We start from the raw sequence: 21,100 nt of genomic DNA, 5'->3' as shown, positions 1-21,100 counted from the left end.
TTAAAATACTCCCCTATAGTATTTTGGATTTCATGAAGAATTGCAATGGGTCATTTATCAAATAATCGAAAAGTTCTGAATCGGATCAGTCGTCTACAAGGACAGGTCAATGCGACCTATAAAGCGGTATCAGAAGGGCAAACGCCTTGTATTGATGTGTTACAGCAAGTGGCTGCGATTCGTGGGGCGGTGCATGGTTTGATGAATGAATTGTTAGAAGCGCATTTGGTGGAGCATATTTTGCCTGAGCAATATGATGAAGCGCAGTTGCAAAAGTTTTTAGATTTAATCAAAAAGTATAAATAGTGATTTGAATTAAAAAGGCAGGAAAATCAATTTCCTGCCTTTAGATTTTGTTTGCGATAAATATAAAAAAACAATCTTAGCTATTTTTCTCACGTGCAATGGCACGGTAGCCAATATCGCTACGATATTGCATCCCTGTAAAAGTCACTTGACCGCACACTTCTAAAGCATTGATTTGTGCTTCAAGAACACTCTCACCAAGCGCAGTCACACAGAGCACACGACCACCCGCCGTAATTACGTGACCATCTTCAGAGAGTGCTGTACCTGCATGGAAGATTTTGGTGTCTTCTGGAGATTGACCAAGACCTGAGATCACATCACCTTTACGTACACTTTCAGGATAGCCTTCGGCAGCTAAGACCACACCGATTGACTTGCGCTCATCCCACTTTGCTTCATTGGGTAGATTGCCAGCAATACCTGCTTCAACTAAATCGACCAGTGAAGATTGCAAACGCATCATGATCGGCTGAGTTTCAGGATCGCCAAAACGACAGTTAAATTCGATCACACGAGGTTGACCTTCCGCATCAATCATTAAGCCCGCATAGAGGAAGCCAGTATAGTCATGACCGTCTTTTTTCATGCCGTCTACGGTTGGACGCATGACTTGTTCCATAGCACGTTGGAACACTTCATCAGTCACCACAGGCGCAGGGGAGTAAGCACCCATCCCGCCAGTGTTCGGACCTTGATCACCTTCAAAAATACGTTTGTGATCTTGCGAGGTCGCCATTGGTAAGATGTTATTGCCGTCGATCATGCAGATAAAAGAGGCTTCTTCACCCTCTAAGAATTGCTCAATCACCACACGGCTACCTGCATCGCCAAATTTATTGCCTGCAAGCATGTCGTCAATGGCAGCAAAGGCTTCGTCATTGCTCATGGCAACGATCACGCCTTTACCCGCAGCAAGTCCATCAGCTTTGATCACGATCGGTGCGCCATGTTGTTCGACATAGGCTTTAGCAGGTGCAACCTCAGTAAACACTTCATAAAAAGCCGTTGGGATGTTGTGCTTTTTCAAAAAGTCTTTGGCAAATGCCTTTGAGCCTTCAAGCTGTGCAGCGTATTGGGTTGGTCCCCAAATTTTTAAGCCTGCAAGACGGGCAGCATCGACTACGCCATTGACCAGCGGTGCTTCTGGTCCAACGATGATGAGGTCGATTTGGTTATTTTTAGCAAACTCGACGATGGCAACATTGTCCAAGATGTCGAGCTGTACATTTTGACATTTGTCTTCATTGGCGGTGCCTGCATTACCCGGTGCAACAAATACCGTGCTGACTTTGGCATCTTGAGCAATTTTCCAAGACAAGGCATGCTCACGACCACCACTACCCAAAACTAAAATATTCATCAATTATTTTCCCTTTTCATCTCGCAATGAAATCGAATTTATCAAAATGCTGTGATGCAAAAAATTTCATCAAAAATTATGAATGAAAAAATCCCGATGTACTAGCCCAAAATGAGGTATTGAACTGTACAAAGGGATTTTAAAAATCAGTGACGGAAGTGGCGCATGCCTGTAAATACCATGGCAATGCCGTGTTCATTGGCTGCAGCGATGGTTTCTTCATCACGCATCGAACCACCCGGCTGGATAATACATTTGATGCCAGCTTTAGCCGCATTATCAATACCATCACGGAATGGGAAGAATGCATCCGATGCCATCACTGCACCTTCAACCACGAGTCCTGCATGTTCTGCTTTGATCGCTGCGATACGTGCAGAGTTAACACGGCTCATTTGACCTGCGCCAACACCGATGGTTTGACGATTTTTCGCATAGACAATCGCATTTGATTTGACATACTTCGCCACTTTCCAAGCAAAAATAAGATCGTCAATTTCTTGCTCGGTTGGTGCACGGTCAGTTACGACTTTGAGATCAGAGGCTTTGATCATGCCTAAGTCTTGATCTTGTACCAAAAGTCCACCGTTGACACGTTTGAAGTCGAACTGCGGTGCACGTGCATCAATTGCAGGTAGTTCGCCACAAGTCAAAACACGTACATTTTTCTTAGCGCCAGTGACTTCAAGTACGCCATCGGCAATACTTGGCGCAATGATCACCTCGACAAACTGACGATCAACAATTGCTTGCGCAGTTGCCACGTCTAACTCACGGTTAAAAGCGATAATGCCACCAAATGCAGACTCAGGATCGGTTGCATAAGCAAGATCATAAGCAGTTTGAATACCCTCTAAAGACACTGCCACGCCACATGGATTGGCATGTTTTACGATCACACAAGCAGGCTTAGCAAAGGTTTTGACACATTCCAGTGCTGCATCGGTATCAGCGATATTGTTATAAGACAGTTCTTTACCTTGTAATTGCGTTGCAGTCGATACAGAAGCCTCAGTCGCTGTACTTTCCACATAGAACGCTGCGGATTGATGTGGGTTCTCACCGTAACGTAAATCTTGTGATTTATTCATTTGCAGGTTGAAAGTACGGGCAAATTGATCGGCTTCACCTTCTGCTTTGTCAACACGTGCACCAAGATATTGCGCAATCATGCCGTCATATTGCGCTGTATGTTCAAAGGCTTTCACTGCCAAATCAAAACGAGTCGCATGTGAAAGTGTACCTTCAGCTTTTAATTCAGCAACTACGGTATCGTAGTCAGAGGCATTAACGATGATACCGACTGATGCGTGGTTCTTCGCTGCAGCACGTACCATGGTTGGACCGCCGATGTCGATGTTTTCGATCGCATCTGCAAGAGAGCAATTTGGCTTAGCCACAGTTTCAGCAAATGGATAAAGATTGACAATGACCAAGTCGATTGCATCAATATTGTGCTCAGCCATGACAGCTTCATCAAGCCCACGACGCGCCAAAATCCCGCCATGAATCTTTGGATGTAATGTTTTGACACGACCATCCATCATCTCTGGAAAGCCAGTGTGCTCAGACACTTCAATCACAGGAACTTGGTTGTCTTTAAGTAGCTTATAAGTGCCACCAGTTGAAAGAATTTCAATATTCAAGCTTGCAAGCGATTGTGCAAACTCAACGATACCAGTCTTATCAGAAACGGAAATTAAAGCACGAGAAACAGTCATAGCGGTATGTTTAAAATCAAAAGTGAAAGGGGAAACATCTAAAAATTAGGCATAAAAATGCCCGCTCGTTGGCAGGCATCTTATCATTTATTCAACTATTCAGCCATTAAACCGTGAGCTTTTAACTTCTTACGCAAAGTGCCACGGTTAAGTCCCAGAATCTCCGCAGCACGTGTTTGGTTGCCACGAGTATATTCAAGAACGACTGATAATAATGGTTTCTCCATTTCAGCCAAAACCATATCGTAAACTTGCGCAGGCTGTTCACCTTGCAATTGAGCGAAGTAATGGCGAACTGCACGGTCTACGTGAATACGTAGCGCAACGTCAGATTGTGCAGTAAAAATAGGAGACTTACTATTCATGCGATAAATCCGAAAATTTTGACCACTAGATAATTAATGTAGTTCATCAACATTATCTTAGCGGTGGGTTAATATGTTAAGCATCTAGTGACCCATTCAAGACCATCAAAATAATGATCGTTTAAACAGTCACAGCTTCATCCGAAATGAAGCACAAACAATTCATTTTGCGGTGCAACTCAAGCGTGTTTGACTGTATGAAAAATATACATGTCAAAAACAACGAAAAACAAAACCCTACACCAACCAACATTGGCAATTAAAAGGGAATAGTTTTCAAACTGCTAGAACCAGCAAAGGAGACAAGTTAAAACTTCAATTGCACATATCATAGCATTTTCTCGCCCAAAGTGAGCAAATAAAGTTCATTTTTTCGTAATTATTTTGCTGTATATTTGGAAAGTTTCAGCGTATATTCCTCAACTTTTTGTTTTTCCTGAATTGTTTAAAAAATATGCAAAGCTGCTTTTTGTAAATAAAGTCAAATTAATTTGGAATTTTGGACAACAAGACGGGTTGATGTGACGGATTAGATGTAGTGAAAGAAGAAAATTTGAAAAATCAATAGAAGCACCAGTAAAAAATTGAGCACACCCCAAGTCACATAATAATTGCGCTGGTTATCTGTCATTTTCGCCTTACGAACATAACGGACTTCATTCTTTTTAGGATTGATCTTGGGTGTTGCGACCGTTACTGCTTTCAAACCAAACTGATTTGGGCTCATGGTGTCAAGGTGATTCAGATAGGTGTACAGATTCAGTCTTGAGCCCTCTACACTACTATTCATCATATCCATCACATGATCAATGATACTTGCATTTTTTGAGGCATGTGCCATCAAATCAAATGGGTTTGTTTGGATATCTTTGGTGTCGTGTTGTAGAGAGTAGTGGATAAAGTTTTGCGCATTGGTGTTGGGTAGATAATCAGGATCGAGAATAAAATGCGCAAAAGCATCAAATGTTGCATGACATTCTGCACAGCGCACTTTGCCCTGAGCTATGTTAAGTTGCATTAAGGTCAGTTCATAAGTGCTTTGGCAGTTTGGACATTGGCTATAGTAGCGCATTGATTCTCAATCCAGTGTTTGTTTAATATTCCAGTTTAAGCCTTTCGATGTCCTGAAAGGCGACACCAGTTTTCTTCACGCATCTGTTGCCCAGTGATTTCAAAATACGGTGCGTAAGCAGCTTTGACATCTTCGATCTGTTCTTCGATCAATCCTGCAAGTGCAATCTGTGCATTCGGTACAGTGAGATTGTAGAAGGTTTCAACAAGCATCATCAGTGGTTTTGCTAAGATGTTTGCGACCAAGATTTCTGTTTTGTCTTGATAATGTGCTTCAAACTCTTCAGGTAATCCGACCCAAAGTCGATTTGCCACACCATTCAATTCGGCATTTTGCTTGGTTGCAAGGACGGCTTGCGGGTCAATATCTGTGGCATAAACATATTTTGCACCCAATAATAGTGCAGCGACACCTAGAATCCCTGAGCCACAACCGTAGTCGATCACCACTTTATCTTTGAGGTCAATGCTTGCAAGCCATTGTAGGGAGAGGAAGGTACTAGCATGGTTACCCGTACCAAAAGCAAGCCCTGGATCAAGTTTGATATTGGTCACTTCGGGATTGGGTGCTTCAAGCCATTCAGGGACGATCCAAAGATTGTCTGCGACTTGGATCGGCTCATAATAATCCATCCAAGCACGTTCCCATGCTTGATCTTCGATGACTTCTGAGCGGATTGCAGTATGCTCGATCTGCGTAGAAATAAACTGCGATAATGCATCTGCATCTATAGGTTGCTCTTCATCTTGCTGAAAAATACCAGTCACAATGACATTATCCCAAAGCGGTGTTTCACCCGGCAATGGTTCAAGCAAAGCTTGATCTTCCGCATCGTCTAAAGTCACGCTCACTGCACCTAAAGATAACAGTAGCGATTCGCAGATTTCGACTTGAGATTGTTGTACTGTGATATGGATTTGCAACCAGTTCAAAAGATGTCACCAAAAAATTCTATTGTTGCGATGTATTGTAGCTGATAAGCACAATAAAAGATTGGGCACTGTGAAAATTCGCACAAAAAAATAAGGGTCTTAAGAAAGTAAAGCGCATCAACAGTGGCTGTTCATGCGCATTGATTGGTTGAATTTTTAGCGAGAATTAATGATTGAGACTCTCAGCTGTTGCATCTTCAGGTAGTGGCGCAATGCGATTGAGTAGAAAACCAAATGCCACCGCAAAAAAATACATAAAGATCGAATACACCGCCGCAGGCATGGCAATGGTGGTACTTGCCATGATGGTAATGGCGATGGTAATCGCCAAAGTGCCATTATGAATACCGATCTCAAACGCCGAAGCACGTGCTTGGCGTGCGCTGATACCAAACATTCTCGGAACGAAATAGCCAATGCTTAGGCTTATTGCGCAGAATAATGCGGTTGCGACACCGACTTCGCCAATATAGTTCACGAGGTTTTCACGCTCGCTCATGATCGCACCAAGAATGATAATCACGAGGAAAACCACAGCAAAAATGCGAGTAGGTTTATTGAGCTTATCCGCTGTGCTTGGCGAGTAATGACGAATTAACATCCCGATCAATACAGGTACGATAATGATCACAAACACTTGCACAACTTTGGCAAACTGTAGACCAATCTGTTGATCGCCTTGCATAAAATGATTAATGGCGAAGTTCACCACGATCGGTAAAGTGACGGCAGCCAAGATTGAATTGATCGCTGTTAAGGTAATATTTAGAGCAATATCACCTTTAAATAGATAGCTCAGCAAATTGGCAGTTGCACCACCTGGGGATGCAGCAAGTAGCATCAAACCGACTGCGAGTAATGGTGAAAGGGCAAAGATTTTACACAATGCAAAAGCGACACCGACCAACAAGACCAATTGGCAAAACAGTGCCACAAATACGGCTTTGGGATGTTTTCGAACACGACTAAAATCTTTTGGTGTCAGCTCTAAACCTAAGCCTGCCATGACAATACCGAGTGCAATCGGTAAAAATACGGTAACGAGTGCGGAGTCCATTATTATTCATCCTTGAATATTCTAAGCGATTGATTTTGAGTGTAGCGTAATTTACTTGCTTTACAAGCGGTTTAAAGCAAGCAGTTAAAATGGTGTAATTAAAATCATGCCATTAGAGTCATGTAATACAACATCGAAATGATTCCATTGCAGGCTACAACAGTTTGTCTAAAAAATCTGTCATCGTCATGACAGTCTTGCACATGTTGCACAGCAAAATAGGCTACACTATGCCAAGTTTTAACTATACATTTTGATTGTGCAGAAATTTGATGAGTAAACAGCAAGCGTCGAGTCGATATTGGGTGACCTGTGCCGATGGTTTGGAAAACCTATTGCAGGAAGAAATCACTGCATTAGGCGCAGAGGTAGTCGATCGCAAAGCAGGGCGATTGATTATTCAAGGTCAGCTTGAAACTGCATATCGTATTTGCATGTGGTCACGCCTTGCCTCACGTGTGTTGTTGCCGATTTTCTCGCAAGAGATTGAACAAAATTATGATGATCGTGATGTCGCAGAAGAGCTATTTGAAGCGGCAGTCAATTTTGATTGGTCATTGATCTTTGCACCGCAAAGTACCTTTGCCATCCGCTTACATACCGAACGTGAAATCAAGGTCAATACTCAGTTTGCGACTTTACGTGTCAAAGATGGCGTGGTCGATAGCTTTATGGAAAGTCAAGGTCGCCGTCCAAGCATTGATACCAAACAACCTGAAATTACGCTTTACGTGCTTGCAGGCAAGTTAGCGCATCATTTCTGCCTTGATCTGTCAGGCGACAGCTTGCACCGTCGTGGCTATCGTCGTTATATGACCGATGCGCCGATCAAAGAAAATCTTGCCGCAGCGATTTTGCAAAAAGCACAACTGACTCAGCGCAAGCCTGACATGATTCTTGATCCGATGTGTGGTTCGGGGACATTTATTATTGAAGCTTTGATGATCTTGACTGAGCGTGCACCGGGCATGGTACGTCGCTTTGGTTTTAATGGTTGGCATGGGCACGATCATGAACTGTGGCAAAGCATCAAGCGTGAAGCGGTCGAACGTCATCACGTAGCGATGGAGCGACCATTGCCGAAGTTTTATGCGTTTGATGCCGATTGGGATGCGGTACAAGCTACTCGCAAAAATATTATCGCCGCAGGTTTTGAATCGGTACTCGATCAAATTCAGATCGAAGAACGTGTCCTTGGGGATTGGTGTGATTTTGGTTTAACAGATGGTCAAAAGGCATTCGTCGTGACTAACCCACCATATGGCGAACGTCTAGGGGATAAAGCTTCGAATCGTGCTTTGTATCAAGGTTTGTCGATGTTGCTACAGGAACAATTTAGCGGACAATATGCGGCGGTAATCGCTGCGCATATTGAGCAAGCCGATGTATTGGCACTGGCTGAACCTGAAACTTTACGCTTGATGAATGGTAATTTGCCGATCTACGTGCGGATGGGGCAGGTCAAAGTAGCGATCGATCGCCAACCCTTTTTACAAAACTGGCAAGCTGAAAAAGTTGAAATCGAAGAAGCACAAGACTTTGCCAATCGTCTACAAAAGAATATGCAAAGCCTGAAAAAATGGGCAGTGAAAGAGCAAGTACACTGTCTGCGTTTGTATGATGCGGATTTGCCTGATTTTAATTTGGCGGTGGATTTGTATGGTGAGCTGTTGCATGTGCAAGAGTATGCGCCACCGAAAAAAATTGATCCTGAAAAAGCCAAAAAGCGTTTTAATTTGGCATTGGTTGCGATCCGTGCGGTCACTGGGATTCCACGTGAAAAAGTCTTTATTAAAACCCGTGCTCGTCAGTCGGGTAAAGCGCAATATGAAAAGCAAAGCCAAGCCTCTAAACGCTTTATCGTGCGAGAGGGTGATGCCAAACTGCTGATCAATATGACTGATTATTTGGACACAGGTTTGTTCTTAGATCATCGTCAGATTCGTTTACAGATTGCCAAAGAAGCACGAAATAAACATTTCTTAAACTTATATAGCTATACTTCAACAGCAAGTGTGCATGCAGCCTTAGCAGGTGCGGCGAGTACCACCAGTGTTGATCTGTCGAATACTTATCTGAACTGGGCGAAAGAAAATTTTGTACTGAATGGCTTAACAGTCGATCACCCTGATGAACAGCATCAGTTCTTTGTCAGTGATTGTTTTGAATGGCTCAAAGAAGGGCATGAACAATACGACTTGATCTTTATTGATCCTCCGACATTCTCCAACTCGAAAAAATTCTACGGCACATTCGACGTGCAACGTGATCATTTGTCATTGATCAAACGTGCGATGAATCGCCTCAGCAATGAGGGCGTTTTATATTTTTCCAATAACTATCGTGGTTTTGAGATGGATGAGGAGATTGAAGCGATGTTTGACGTGGAAGAAATTACCCAGTGGACAATTGGTCCAGACTTTAAACGGAATCAAAAAATCCACCGTGCATGGCGGATTCGTCATTTTGATGTATAAGTTGATTTTTAGTCCATTAAGCCAAAAATCCCTCCCAACCTCCCTTTAACAAAGGGAGGAGAGGTGCAAATTTTTTACTCTTTTTTTTACTCATCTTTTAATGCACATTCAAAGCTCGATGGATTGTGTGAGCAACGAATACGTTTCAGAATATTCATCATATCTTTGTTGTAATAACCTTGTTTGGTCATCGAGATACGAGATTCTCGCATCAGTTTGAGATAGCTTGGCTTATCATCTTCATGCAGTTCTACCCAATATTTCTTTGGAATGCGGTTTTCTAATTTATCAACAAAATCAAAAGCAGGTTGCAATTGCTTAGAAATAATTTCACGTGTGATCGGTCCCATTCCCGCAGGAAACTTATCACGGTGGATGATCAATGTCCCTGTTACTTGGATCAATGGGAAACGGATAATACCGCCTTTTGCCTTGCCTGATTTGTCCGTCATACCACGATGAAGTTCTAATGTTTCAAACAAAAAGGTCGCAAAGGTGATTCGGGGTCATATCAGCAAAGTCATTCAATTTTGAAGACATAAAAAATACGCTATTCAAACTGAATAACGGATTTCAAAAAACTTATTGGAATTGAATTTAGAACCAATTCACTAGCGATACGCCCAAGCCGACATAAGTCGCTTTGTGGTTATAATCAATCAGACTTTCACCGTAGCCATCAAAGATTTGCAAGTGCCCACGAAGTGGACCTGACAGTGGGAATGCCCAATCAAACTGCAATGCACCATGACTATCGTCACCACCTTTTAAGCTATGACGTGCCATTAATGAAAAGTTATGATCTTTCCATTTGTAGTTGGCAGTAATGTCACCATGCCCAAGATAGTCGGTAATGTCAGGATTATTGTCATCAATCTCATCTTCTTCAAGGCGATACCACGGACGAATCATCAATGCGAAATTGTCACGTTCTAAGCCAACGTTGAGCATGACACGGTTCCAACTTCTTGAAAATGGATCAGAGCGACCATTGGATTGGTGATTAAGTGTTACACCGAGCAAACGTCCATGCAGACCAAGTAAGTTGTAATTGGTACGTACAACTAAGCTTGCTTCAGGCTCATAGTTGGTTTCACGAAATGGACGAGATCCGTCTTCGTTATAGACTTGCCAACGTGAAGACTGCGTATAACCAATCCATACGTCACCAGTATCACCAAAGATATCTTCAAGTGCTTTGGTCTTAAATGAAAGTTGAAATTTGGCTTCGGTATTTTTCAAATCCTGTTCAGTGGTGACATCATTCAATGGATTTGGGCTATGCGGTGTGGTATTGGTTTTTGATGTCCACATTGCAGGCAGGAGATAGACTGGCTGATATGAACGAATCTGCCAAGTCCCTAGTTTTGCTTCAGGGCTCAGCTCCCAACGCTTATCCAGTAGTGACGTATTTGGATTAAATGCAGGTGCAGCACCAATCAATTTCAAGTCTTCAGCTTTCTGTTGAATATGTTCTGTAACAGTCTGCGGTTCGGGCTTTGCTTCGACTAATACATTGTCTGCTTCATTTTCAGGCGCAGCGTCAGTCACTGCATTTTCTGTGGCTTTAAAAACCAAGTCATAGCAAGCAAGACGTTCAGTCGCCGAAGTTAAACCAACACATGCAGTTGCTGATGCGGGTGTTGGATCACTAGAATCTGCACCCACCACAGGTAGCGTATCTTCTGCAAAGGCAAAACTTGAGCTAATACATGCACTAAGTGTCGCCATTTTTAATAATTTCACTGAATTGGTCGCATGCAATGGGTAACGCAGTTTAAGCTGTGGGGTAGACATAAGAACTCCAGAAAATCACTTAAAACAAAACATGATAAATATGCACAAATTCTAAATACGTTTGATTTCAAAACCAAGCTCAGACAAGTCATTTTGACGAGCGATCGGGGCAACTACAGATCGAGATGGGCTTTGATCAACGAGGTACTGCGCGGTGACACGACGTAAATCTTCAATCGTCACATCCAAAAGTCGCTGACGAAGTGCCTGACGGAAAGCATGCCCTCGCTGATGAAAGTCAGCGTAGCAACTGGTGATCGCCTCACCTGCAGGTGAACCAGGTTTATCCATACTCGAAATCACCCCAAGAATGGCTTCTTCGATCTGATGCGGTTTGGCATCATGATTCATGAGCCAATCAATCGAGCGCTCAAAATCAGCAAAAGTTTCACTCAAGCGTGGGTCACGATAGCTAAAAAAACGAAAAGCACAGGCATTGGCATCATAGCCCGCACCGCCACCATAAGCACCACCTTGCTCACGAATTGCTTGGTGTAAGAAGCCATCACGTAGATACGGTCCAAGAATGGTCAGTACCGCCGCATCAGGATGATCAATCGCTACCGCAGGGTAGACGCTTGCGCAGAACTGGACATTGGATTGAATCAACCAAGCTTGATCGTGAGTATTGGTTTCAAAAGATGGAATGGTTAATGGTGCAGTTTCAGTTTCTACAGGATTTTTAGACCAAACATCGACAAGTTTTTGCAGAAGTTCATCGCTAAACTCTTTTTCACAAACCAATAAGAATTGTTTAGGTTGATTGAGAATGCGTAGCTGTAAAAATTGAATTTGAGTAATAAATTGAGTGTAGCTCAGGTCATTTTCACGAATATCATCAATCAGCTTCGATAACAATTGCAAGGCAGGCAAACCAGTCACATGATAGTCACGTTTTGCATAAGCACTCATGTTGCGTGAAGCAGTCTGCATGGCATAACCATGTCCTGCATTGCTGAGGCGAGCTTGCCAACGGGCTTTGCGTTGTTGTAAAAGCTCAAGGATACGGCTCTTTTCATCCAAGCGAATATTGCAAAAAGCGTGTTGCAATAGTTGCATCGCCTCAGGATGACGATTTAATGCTTTGGTGGTTAATGTCAATAAGGCACTGATTTGATCAGCATCATCGACCTGACTACGCAAGCTCACACCCATGCCGACACCGCCACTGATTTCTGTCTGACGCTGTTGCAAGGTCAGATAATCATCATCGCCTGCGCCGACTTCACCCATGAGCAGAGCAAAAATCCCTAAATATGGCGATTGCACCACATCATCAGGTAGTTCAATCAACACTTGTTGATAATACAGTCCATTGGTGCCTGCATGATACAGTTTGACGAGTGTTTCATGATTTGCCAGTTGAATGGTGGTGTCGATCGGCTCGATGTGCTTTAGATCGGCAGGAATATCTTCCAAACCGACTTTTGGCAATAACGATAAATCATCTTCAGTGGCTTGACGTGCTTTCAATGCTTCGGCTTGTTCGATCAATTGCGTGCGATCTGCATCGGTTAATTTTTCATTGATTTGATCAAGTCGAGCTTGCTCCGCCGCTTGCTCTTGCGTAGAAATATTTTGATCGGGAATGAGCGTCATACGCACACGATGCGGATTATCAATGAGATAAGTCTGAATCAGATTGGACAGCCACATTGGATCTTGCAAATCGTCACGGATTTGCGACAAGGCTTGATCAACATCCCACACCGCCACAGGATCACCGTGATGAATTGCTGCCCCTAAACCACTTAAAATCAAACTTAAACCATACGGTGTCCCATCACCGCCGACTTCACGTTGATGCAGTTCGATCTGATGCAAAATCGCTTCGATTTGGCTTGGGTCAATTGGCTTCGAGGCGACACTTTTAAGAATCTCAAGCGTACCTTGCTCAAACTGTTCGGCTCGATCTGCTTCTGAACCTTGAATACCGCAGTAGAAAGTCATTTCAAAATTGCTATCATCCACGCCAAGCATCGGACCTATAGACTGACCAAGCCCGCTGGTTTCCAAATATTGACGTAGTGGTGACGCCGAGTTTTCCAACAAAATGCCTTCGACCAAACGCATAGCAAGACGCAGTTTAATATTGGTCATCTCAGGCAACAACCACGCCATGACATGATAGGTTTTTTCGCTTAAATCGTCTTCATCAACCGCATAGGACTCGACCACTTGGATTGGTTGGCTGAGGCGTTGCTCAGGTTCGGAGTGAATGGTGTTGCCTTGATCAAAACCTTGTAAGGCTTGCGATTCCACTTGCGCATGAAATTCTGTCACATCCAAATCGCCAAAGCTCATCAACACCGCATTCGACGGGTGGTAATGACTTTGATAAAAGGCTTTAAGTTGCTCATAACTCAAGTCGGGAATGTCTTTTGGATCACCGCCAGAGTTGTAGTGATAAGTGGTTTTTGGATAGAGATGATGCGCCAGTTTGTGATACAGCTGATCGGTGGCGGCGCTCATTGCGCCTTTCATTTCATTGAACACGATGCCTTTATACACAGGGCGATCATTTTCCAGTTCAACACGAATGCCTTCTTGGGCAAAATCCAATGGATTCAAATTGGCATGAAACGCCGCATCCAAATATACCGAGAGTAAGTTATTAAAATCTTTATCATTTTGCGTAGCAAACGGATACGCCGTCCAATCCGCTGCGGTAAAAGCATTCATAAAGGTATTTAGCGAACGGCGAATCATCGAAAAGAACGGATCACGCACAGGATATTTCTGCGAGCCACACAGCGCAGTGTGCTCCAAAATATGTGCTGTGCCTTTGGAGTCCATCGGCTGGGTACGAAACGCGACTAAAAAGACTTTCTCAGGGTTTTGATTACCCAAATGGTAATGCACCGCATTAGTTTTTTTATGGCGGTATTCAAAGACGGTGGTGGAGAGCGCAGGGATGAATTGCTGACGTACCAAATCAAATGCAGGGTGAGTAGATGGGGCGACTGAATTTGAACTGGTCTTCGACATACGGACTCCAAAATAAAAACGGTATAGATGCTTCACAAAGCTAAGCATCTAAAAAATACAAAACAGCTTTGGAGTATACCTAAAAATAGAGGAGAGCGGAAAACTTGAAATTTTTTCTTTGATTTTGAACGTGCGAAATGAGCCATGCCATTGTTTGTGGTAATCTAAGGCAATTTTTTAAAAACATTGGAATATTGCACATGACTGCGCCTGCACTGTTTTCACTTGGAAATGCTTTGGTCGATCAAGAGTTTTTGGTCGATGACGAATTTTTAGGTCATGCCGAGCTGAATAAAGGCACCATGCAACTCTGTGATGCAGCACAACAAGCCAAATTGGTGGAGTATTTGGCAGATGCGGAACACAAAGGTCAAGCCAGTGGCGGTTCGGCGGCGAATACCACAGTTGCCTTCAGTGCACTTGGTGGAACAAGTTTTTATGCTTGTCGTGTGGGCAATGATGAATTAGCAAGTTTTTATCTCAATGACTTGGCATCCGTAGGTGTGCAGACCGACGAAAAATCAATTAGCGAAGGGCAGACAGGTTCCTGTATCGTGCTGATTACGCCAGATGGCGAGCGTACGATGTACACCCATCTTGGTATTACTGCTGAATTAAGCGCAGATCAAATCCATTTTGATGCGTTAAAGTCTGCCGAGTGGCTCTATATCGAAGGTTATCTTGCGACCAGTCCAAGTGCGATCGAAGCGGTTAAACTCTCTCGTGATATCGCCAAAAAGCATCAAGTAAAAATGGCAATTTCTTTGTCTGATCCTGCGATGGTGCAATATGCAAAAGCAGGTCTAGATGCGCTGATTGATGATGGTGTAGATGTGCTGTTTTGCAATGAACAAGAAGCCTTGATGTTTACTTCGACAAGCCATCTTGATGATGCCGTGCAGGCGCTACTTGAGCGTGCAGAAACCGTTGCCATTACTTTGGGTGCAAAAGGCGCATTAATCGCCAATCGAGAGCAAGAAACATTTATCGTACAAGGGCAGGCGGTACAGGCTGTGGATACTAATGGTGCAGGTGATGCTTTTGCAGGTGGGTTTTTATCGGCATTGGTCAAAGGGCAAACTTTAGAAGAAGCGGCGACTTTGGGTAATTTGGTCGCATCAAAGGTGGTGAGCCAGTTTGGACCTCGTCTAAGCCTTGAACAGTATCAGGCTTTGCTATAATTTCCAATTAATTAATACTTTAAATATATTGTTTATCATCAAGGTGTGGAGTAAATATGCATCTGATCTGCCAAACTGAAGATGTGCCAGAACGTGAAGCACGTGGCTTTGAAACGCCAGTTGGGGAGTTGATCGTCACGCAACGTGATGGTTCATTCTACGCCTACAAAAATATCTGCCCGCATCTCCAAGTCAATCTTGAATATATGGAAGATGAGTTCTTAGATATGGATAAGGAATATATTATTTGCTCGACGCATGGTGCACTGTTTAATGTTGAAGATGGTGAGTGTATTTGGGGGCCGTGTCAGGGCGAGTCATTGACGAAGGTTGAATTAGAAATTCATTCCGACGGTGGCGTATATCTCAAAGATTAAAGCAGTCGCATATTGAACTTGTTTAGATCGAGGATAGAGGAATAAGGCAAATGACAATAACCACAGCGTTATTTTTTCATAGTGCATTATTGCCTTTTCATATGAGCGTGTTGACGATTTTTATTCTGATCATTGGTGAAACCATTGGGATTTATATCAAGCATCGTCCATCACAGTTGATCAGGCAGATGGTACCGATGTGGCTTCGAGATGCACCACTACTCCAAGTACAAATCTCTCGATTTATTATTTTGTTATTCTTTTTGATCAATTTTAGCTTCGCAGGCTATTTGATACAGCTCAGTGCTTTTGCCTTTTCAGGAGATTTTGTGCATACAGGTTTTGTGCTGATTCCTGCGTTACTCATGGCATGGTTTTTTACCTTATTTATGATGCATTGCTTGGATCAAGTGATTAAACCGACGCAATCTTATCAACAGGTCTTTTTGCTCGGGCGATTTGCCACGATCGTCAGCGGGACAGCCCGTCCAGGCTCGAGTGCACAGGCGAAAGTGCGTGATCAGTTCGGACGACTACATTATGTACAAGTTGAGCCTGAGTTTGGCGAATTGATTCTCCAAGCAAAGGTCATGCTCGTTGATTATCGAGAATCACATTACATTGCCAAAGCAATCGTCAACAGTGAAGAATATCATATTGGTATAGATTCGAAATAAGCGACGCTGACATTTATTCTAAATTTGTCGTATGTAAAAACTTAAAACGTGGGACGATTTGTCCATCACTTATTTCAACGGTTTCTTTAAACATCTCTAAAGGACGCACCCAAATCGAATAATCGCCATAGAGGCATTGGTAGACGACTAAGGTTTCTTCAGTTTCACTATGTCGTGCGGTATGTAAGACTTGATAAAGCTGACCTTTATAATGTTGATAAATACCTGCTGGAAGTGCATGATTTGTCATAAATAATTTGAACCGTTTTAAAATTAAGACTATTTCTTAGAATTATAAACTTAACCTAATTCTGCATGCACCTATTAATTGCCTCTGAGAAAGCACTTTTGAAATGATCATTTAAGGAAAATCATTGAGTCTTAACGCTTCTAACTGCGCTTGATATTGCTGTTGCCATTCTGCTTCAGAAAGTTGTTGTTTTAACGGTGCCATGTCTTGTTGTAACTGTTGGACTGCTTGCTGATAACGATCAACTTGCTGTTGTTGCTGTGCCTCTCGTTGCGCTTTAAATTGCATATCGACTTTTTCTTCTGGGCTTAAATATTGTTGTTGCAACTGTTGTATTTCGGCACTGAGTTGTTGGTTGGTCAACTGCTGAGTGTTAAGTAGTGCAACGGCTTGTTCATAGCGTCCAATATTGCTTTCTTGGGTGGTTACATTTGAATATTGTTGTTGTAGCTGTTCAAATGCGGATAAGCGCTGTGCAGTCGTGAGGTTTTTGTTGTTTTGCAATTCAGCATAAGCAAAACGATAGTTTGCATATTCACGTTCTTGTCCAAATCCAAGCATCGCCTCATCACGTCCTAAAGTTTGCTCACGGAGTTGCCATAAGGTTTCAAAGCGTTCTTTTCCAGAAAGTAAGGTGGAGAGCACGGTGCTTTGCATCTGTTGTTCATATTGTGGCAGTCGTTGTAATAGGCTTTGCACCAGTTGGGCAAATCTTTGATCAGGGTAATTACGCAAGGCTTGCGCTAAAGCAGCATCACAATCCTTAAGTGAACAATTGGCTTTAAATTCATTTAAAAATTGCGTGATATTCCCTGGATTTTTTTGAAGAACTTGCAGGCGTTTGCTTAAATCATCTTGCATAGTTTGTTCACGGTTTTTATTTTGCATCTGTTGTGATTCTTCGCTCTCAGTATTTTTTCATTTTGTGAAGTGTACTCAAATGATGCGTTTGCAGCAGAAGAGCCTGAACTCTTCCATACCGCAATTCCAAGCAAGACGAAAAGGATAATAATGATACTGATCCATAATTTCTTGTTCATATCTTCGATTCCGCTTTGCCTAGCTATTTTTTAATGTAAGGATTAAAAGTTAAAGTGACCTAAAACAGGGAAGTGGTCAGACAAATCCCAAGTCAAATACACTGGATCGGCTGTTGAGCGAAGCACGCGAACATCATTACGTGCTTGGATTGGTTGACGATGTGTATTTGAAGATACGACATAATCAAGATATTCCACCGTTGTTCCGCCTGAGCCTGCGGCACCAGCAAGTTGATTGACACGTGGATCGAATGTCGAAGCTGTGTAGCCTGTACTCATCGGATCAGTTGCATTCAAGTTGCTGAGCATGTTTTGATAATCTTGTGGCCAAAGTAGTTTGTTGACATTGAAGTCACCACCCATCAATACCGCATCAAAGCTAGGAATGTTTTGTTGATCGACAAGGTTACGGATTTGTTGGAATTGTACCTGACGCAATGCACGTGCTGCATCTGTATCGAACGATGCTGTATGCGTTGATGTGACATGATACGCCTTACCATTTTTAATGATTTCTGCGTAGATCACACCTTTATCTGCAAAGCAATCTGTCCCTGTACAATCTGGATAGATCATTTCCGCAGTTTTCACAATCGGATAACGACTGGCAACCAAGACACCGCTATCAAATAAGTTGTTGCCTGAGCCAATTGGAACGTGCGTTTGATATGGATATTCTTGAGCCAACTCATTTAACATCGCTGTACGTGACGATGAAAAAGCTTCTTGGAACAGAATCGCATCATAGCCTTTGAGATGTTTTGGAAGCTCGCCTAGACGTTCATCAATCTTACTTGCGACCAGCGGTAGCGCATAGATGTTATACGACAACACTTTTAACTCATCGGCACTGGTCGATACAGGCTCTTGCACTGTATTTTGGTGAATGGTGTAATGAAAATCGTCATAACCACCTGTATATTCTGCTTTCACCGCAGCTTGCGCAGATAGCCCAGCGTAGGTCCTGTCAAGACGATGAACATTTCGGTCTGTATACCACGGCGATGTTGTTGAAGCTGTCTTGATACCATGCTTGATGGTACTACCATACCAAGTACCGTTCATGGTTTGCTTGAATGTCACTTGAGAATTACCGCTAGTCACTACGGTATCAAAATTGTAGGTTTTACCTGATTTCAATCCAGTGCAACGGTTGATACGAAGAACTCGTTTGGTTCCTATGGTGCGATTTGTGTGGCTTCGTGCGCCCACTGATTGCCATGTTGTAGAATATGATTACCTGTATGAGTGACTTGTAGCGTGACAGTTTGCGGTGTGGTGTTTGTGACAAATACACAAGAGTCAGCCGTTGTGTTTTGCATTGCAAATACACTGGTCAAAAACATTGCCCCAACGCCTAACTTTATTCCATTAAATCCCATCTTAATCTCCATGATGTGATGTTAGCCTAAAAAATGTGTCATCGTGCGAATTTCCATTCAGATACGAAAACACTTTGATCATAATTTTTCTATTTTTAATAATAATGAAAATATAATGTAAATTCATGTAAATTTACGACCATTCATCGCTTAAATATGTGACTAAATATGCGTTTTATAAATTGACTATGAATATTGTCAAATTAGTGGTTTTTTAAATATGAGAAATATTGAAAATTTAAGTTTAGAAATGAATTTTGTTAGTTAGGGAATTGATAAAAGATAGAAATGCAAAAGAGGGAAAATGAAAAACAAGAAGATTAAAAACAAGAGAAATGATTGATTAGGACGTTGTGCCGAAGGTCACGAGTACCTTCAACACATATTTTTTAAAAGAATGGAAAAACCGACTACAGCTCCAACAGTTATTTCAAGCGTTATTTTAAAAATAACTGATAACCTAAATTGTTAGTGATCTCATTGAATGGATAATTAATCTGTTCCAACGTCGTGAGCAAGCTATCTTGAGCTTCATTTTCTTGAGTTGCGCTTTGCTGTGAGTTTTTACCTGCTTGAAGCCCCATGAGTACACGACCTTCTGCGGCCCCATGATTACGATAGTGGAACAGGCTGATATTGTGTTCAGGTCCAAGACTTTCTAAAAAGCGGAGTAAAGCACCAGGGCGTTCAGGGAAAGATACACGGAATAAGCGTTCATCAGGCAAATGACCATGACCACCGATCAAATAACGAATATGCAATTTGGCAATTTCATCATCGGATAAATCCACCACATTATAATCGGCTTGAAGTTGCTCGAAGATTTCTTGACGTTCGATATCGCCATTTTTCAGGCTAATACCAACGAAGACTTGCGCTTTTTCACTACCGTTGTAGCGATAGTTAAATTCGGTAATATTACGACCTTGCAAAGCACGGCAAAAAGCGAGGAATGCGCCTTTTTGCTCAGGTAAAGTTACGGCATAGACCGCTTCACGATGTTCACCAAGCTCGGTGCGCTCAGCGATAAAACGTAAGCGATCAAAGTTCATATTGGCACCGCAGACGATCGACACCATATTTTGATTTTCGATATTGTGCTGTGCGACGTATTTTTTAATCCCTGCCAGCGCCATTGCGCCAGATGGCTCAACGATACTGCGATTTTCATCATAAGTATCTTTGATCGCTGCACAGATTTCATCGGTATTTACGGTCACAACGTCAGGTTCAATGATCTTTCCTGAACCGTCAGACTTATCCAATTGCAACACTTCAAATGGCAACTCACCAATTTGCGCCACCGCTGTACCATCTGCGAATAAACCGACATGAGGTAGGATTGCTCGCTCACCAGTTTCAAGTGCGAGTTTTAAGCAGGCGGATTCTTCATACTCCACTGCAACGACTTTGACATGCGGTGCCACGTCGCCAAGATAGGCCGCCACACCTGCGATCAAACCACCACCGCCGACAGCGACAAAGACATATTCCACATCACGCCATTGACGAATGAGTTCGTTGGCAATGGTACCTTGTCCTGCGATGACCAGCTCATCATCATAAGGCGGAATAAAAGTCAGACCATCATCTTCCGCGCGTTGCTTGGCATATTTATTAGAAATATCAAAGCTATCACCGTGCAAGACGACCGTACCACCAAGGCGCTTGACTGCTTCAACCTTGATGTCAGGTGTAGTCGTTGGCATGACGATGATTGCAGGAATACCGAGCTTCTGACCCGAAAGTGCAACACCTTGTGCATGGTTGCCTGCGGATGCGCAGATCACGCCTTTTTGAAGCTGTGCTTTTGGCAATTGACTAATGCGATTGTATGCGCCGCGCAGTTTGAATGAAAAAACAGGTTGCAAATCTTCACGTTTAAAGCGAATGTTATTATTGAGTCTTTGGCTAATTTTTGGTGCAATCTCAAGTGGGGATTCGATGGCAACATCATAGACAGTTGCTTGTAAAATTTGTCTAACCCAATGAGACAGCATGACATTCTTCCAAATTTAACAGTAAAATATACGCCATTGTAGCAAATCAAAATTCATTACGCTGAAGATTTGCTAGAATTCCGAGCTGAACCGCCAAATCTTTCAATAGAGACGA

The 21,100-nt window shown here is 42.7% G+C and carries 15 protein-coding genes and 3 pseudogenes; 5 read left to right on the top strand and 13 right to left on the bottom strand.

Features of this window, described 5'->3' with window-relative positions; all coding sequences use genetic code 11:
- The first annotated feature begins 45 nt into the window (after positions 1-45).
- Entirely contained in the window at positions 46-306 is a 261-nt protein-coding gene (locus MKI79_RS09315; RefSeq protein ID WP_241572541.1) for a metal/formaldehyde-sensitive transcriptional repressor, read from the top strand.
- 76 nt (positions 307-382) lie between these two features.
- Here MKI79_RS09315 and purD read toward each other — a convergent pair whose 3' ends face one another.
- From purD to MKI79_RS09285, 6 genes are all read right to left on the bottom strand, one after another.
- A complete protein-coding gene (purD, locus tag MKI79_RS09310) occupies positions 383-1,669 on the bottom strand; it encodes a phosphoribosylamine--glycine ligase (RefSeq protein ID WP_241572537.1) in 1,287 nt (428 codons plus the stop codon).
- Between the two features lie 146 nt (positions 1,670-1,815).
- Positions 1,816-3,390 carry a bifunctional phosphoribosylaminoimidazolecarboxamide formyltransferase/IMP cyclohydrolase gene (gene purH / locus MKI79_RS09305; protein WP_241572534.1) on the bottom strand — a complete coding sequence of 525 codons (1,575 nt, stop codon included), beginning with the start codon at positions 3,388-3,390 and terminating at the stop codon, positions 1,816-1,818.
- Positions 3,391-3,485: 95 nt separating this feature from the next.
- Complete coding sequence (fis, locus tag MKI79_RS09300; protein ID WP_092617800.1) at positions 3,486-3,755, bottom strand: DNA-binding transcriptional regulator Fis; 270 nt, start codon at positions 3,753-3,755, stop codon at positions 3,486-3,488.
- A gap of 529 nt (positions 3,756-4,284) precedes the next feature.
- Positions 4,285-4,827, bottom strand: a complete 543-nt coding sequence (locus MKI79_RS09295; RefSeq protein WP_241572532.1) for an MJ0042-type zinc finger domain-containing protein — start codon at positions 4,825-4,827, stop codon at positions 4,285-4,287.
- A gap of 35 nt (positions 4,828-4,862) precedes the next feature.
- Entirely contained in the window at positions 4,863-5,759 is an 897-nt protein-coding gene (gene prmA, locus MKI79_RS09290; RefSeq protein WP_241572529.1) for a 50S ribosomal protein L11 methyltransferase, read from the bottom strand.
- Positions 5,760-5,925: 166 nt separating this feature from the next.
- Positions 5,926-6,816 (bottom strand): bile acid:sodium symporter family protein, encoded by an 891-nt coding sequence (locus MKI79_RS09285; RefSeq protein WP_241572526.1) that lies wholly within the window; start codon positions 6,814-6,816, stop codon positions 5,926-5,928.
- Between the two features lie 272 nt (positions 6,817-7,088).
- On the opposite strand from MKI79_RS09285, the gene rlmKL reads away from it, so the two are divergent.
- Entirely contained in the window at positions 7,089-9,293 is a 2,205-nt protein-coding gene (gene rlmKL / locus MKI79_RS09280) for a bifunctional 23S rRNA (guanine(2069)-N(7))-methyltransferase RlmK/23S rRNA (guanine(2445)-N(2))-methyltransferase RlmL (RefSeq protein ID WP_241572521.1), read from the top strand.
- Positions 9,294-9,379: 86 nt separating this feature from the next.
- Here rlmKL and MKI79_RS09275 read toward each other — a convergent pair.
- The 3 genes and pseudogenes from MKI79_RS09275 to MKI79_RS09265 form a co-directional block, all read right to left on the bottom strand.
- Positions 9,380-9,775: pseudogene (locus MKI79_RS09275) on the bottom strand (putative solute-binding protein); the annotation flags it as partial.
- A gap of 115 nt (positions 9,776-9,890) precedes the next feature.
- Positions 9,891-11,024: a phospholipase A gene (locus MKI79_RS09270; RefSeq protein WP_407651622.1), complete on the bottom strand. Its 1,134-nt coding sequence runs from the start codon at positions 11,022-11,024 to the stop codon at positions 9,891-9,893.
- A 117-nt stretch (positions 11,025-11,141) separates the two neighbouring features.
- Positions 11,142-14,078: an insulinase family protein gene (locus tag MKI79_RS09265; protein WP_241572515.1), complete on the bottom strand. Its 2,937-nt coding sequence runs from the start codon at positions 14,076-14,078 to the stop codon at positions 11,142-11,144.
- A gap of 200 nt (positions 14,079-14,278) precedes the next feature.
- Between MKI79_RS09265 and MKI79_RS09260 the strand changes: the two genes are divergently transcribed.
- Genes MKI79_RS09260 through MKI79_RS09250 form a run of 3 tightly spaced genes read left to right on the top strand, consistent with a single transcriptional unit; the run spans position 14,279 to position 16,313 of the window.
- Positions 14,279-15,259, top strand: coding sequence for an adenosine kinase (locus tag MKI79_RS09260; RefSeq protein WP_241572513.1), 981 nt, complete (start codon positions 14,279-14,281; stop codon positions 15,257-15,259).
- 56 nt (positions 15,260-15,315) lie between these two features.
- A complete protein-coding gene (locus MKI79_RS09255) occupies positions 15,316-15,636 on the top strand; it encodes a Rieske (2Fe-2S) protein (protein WP_241572510.1) in 321 nt (106 codons plus the stop codon).
- Between the two features lie 50 nt (positions 15,637-15,686).
- A complete protein-coding gene (locus MKI79_RS09250) occupies positions 15,687-16,313 on the top strand; it encodes an OB-fold-containig protein (RefSeq protein WP_241572507.1) in 627 nt (208 codons plus the stop codon).
- A gap of 13 nt (positions 16,314-16,326) precedes the next feature.
- Here MKI79_RS09250 and MKI79_RS09245 read toward each other — a convergent pair whose 3' ends face one another.
- The 4 genes and pseudogenes from MKI79_RS09245 to ilvA all read right to left on the bottom strand — a co-directional run bounded on the left by MKI79_RS09245 (position 16,327) and on the right by ilvA (position 20,985).
- A complete protein-coding gene (locus MKI79_RS09245) occupies positions 16,327-16,563 on the bottom strand; it encodes a DUF1653 domain-containing protein (RefSeq protein ID WP_241572505.1) in 237 nt (78 codons plus the stop codon).
- A gap of 111 nt (positions 16,564-16,674) precedes the next feature.
- Positions 16,675-17,603, bottom strand: a pseudogene (locus MKI79_RS09240) (lipase secretion chaperone).
- Positions 17,604-17,645: 42 nt separating this feature from the next.
- Positions 17,646-18,985, bottom strand: a pseudogene (locus MKI79_RS09235) (sphingomyelin phosphodiesterase).
- 437 nt (positions 18,986-19,422) lie between these two features.
- Positions 19,423-20,985: a threonine ammonia-lyase, biosynthetic gene (gene ilvA, locus MKI79_RS09230; RefSeq protein ID WP_241572503.1), complete on the bottom strand. Its 1,563-nt coding sequence runs from the start codon at positions 20,983-20,985 to the stop codon at positions 19,423-19,425.
- Positions 20,986-21,100: the final 115 nt, after the last annotated feature.

This window comes from Acinetobacter sedimenti, from assembly GCF_022601685.1.
GTDB lineage: Bacteria > Pseudomonadota > Gammaproteobacteria > Pseudomonadales > Moraxellaceae > Acinetobacter > Acinetobacter sedimenti.
Note: the sequence above shows the minus strand (reverse complement) of the source record. Positions and strands in the feature narration are given on the sequence as shown.

Excerpts from the sequence above, each read along its gene's own strand:
- MKI79_RS09315 (WP_241572541.1), top strand. The coding sequence starts at position 46 with ATGGGTCATTTATCAAATAATCGAAAAGTTCTGAATCGGATCAGTCGT.
- purD (WP_241572537.1), bottom strand. The coding sequence starts at position 1,669 with ATGAATATTTTAGTTTTGGGTAGTGGTGGTCGTGAGCATGCCTTGTCT.
- purH (WP_241572534.1), bottom strand. The coding sequence starts at position 3,390 with ATGACTGTTTCTCGTGCTTTAATTTCCGTTTCTGATAAGACTGGTATC.
- fis (WP_092617800.1), bottom strand. The coding sequence starts at position 3,755 with ATGAATAGTAAGTCTCCTATTTTTACTGCACAATCTGACGTTGCGCTA.
- MKI79_RS09295 (WP_241572532.1), bottom strand. The coding sequence starts at position 4,827 with ATGCGCTACTATAGCCAATGTCCAAACTGCCAAAGCACTTATGAACTG.
- MKI79_RS09285 (WP_241572526.1), bottom strand. The coding sequence starts at position 6,816 with ATGGACTCCGCACTCGTTACCGTATTTTTACCGATTGCACTCGGTATT.
- rlmKL (WP_241572521.1), top strand. The coding sequence starts at position 7,089 with ATGAGTAAACAGCAAGCGTCGAGTCGATATTGGGTGACCTGTGCCGAT.
- MKI79_RS09270 (WP_407651622.1), bottom strand. The coding sequence starts at position 11,024 with ATGGCGACACTTAGTGCATGTATTAGCTCAAGTTTTGCCTTTGCAGAA.
- MKI79_RS09265 (WP_241572515.1), bottom strand. The coding sequence starts at position 14,078 with ATGTCGAAGACCAGTTCAAATTCAGTCGCCCCATCTACTCACCCTGCA.
- MKI79_RS09260 (WP_241572513.1), top strand. The coding sequence starts at position 14,279 with ATGACTGCGCCTGCACTGTTTTCACTTGGAAATGCTTTGGTCGATCAA.
- MKI79_RS09255 (WP_241572510.1), top strand. The coding sequence starts at position 15,316 with ATGCATCTGATCTGCCAAACTGAAGATGTGCCAGAACGTGAAGCACGT.
- MKI79_RS09250 (WP_241572507.1), top strand. The coding sequence starts at position 15,687 with ATGACAATAACCACAGCGTTATTTTTTCATAGTGCATTATTGCCTTTT.
- MKI79_RS09245 (WP_241572505.1), bottom strand. The coding sequence starts at position 16,563 with ATGACAAATCATGCACTTCCAGCAGGTATTTATCAACATTATAAAGGT.
- ilvA (WP_241572503.1), bottom strand. The coding sequence starts at position 20,985 with ATGCTGTCTCATTGGGTTAGACAAATTTTACAAGCAACTGTCTATGAT.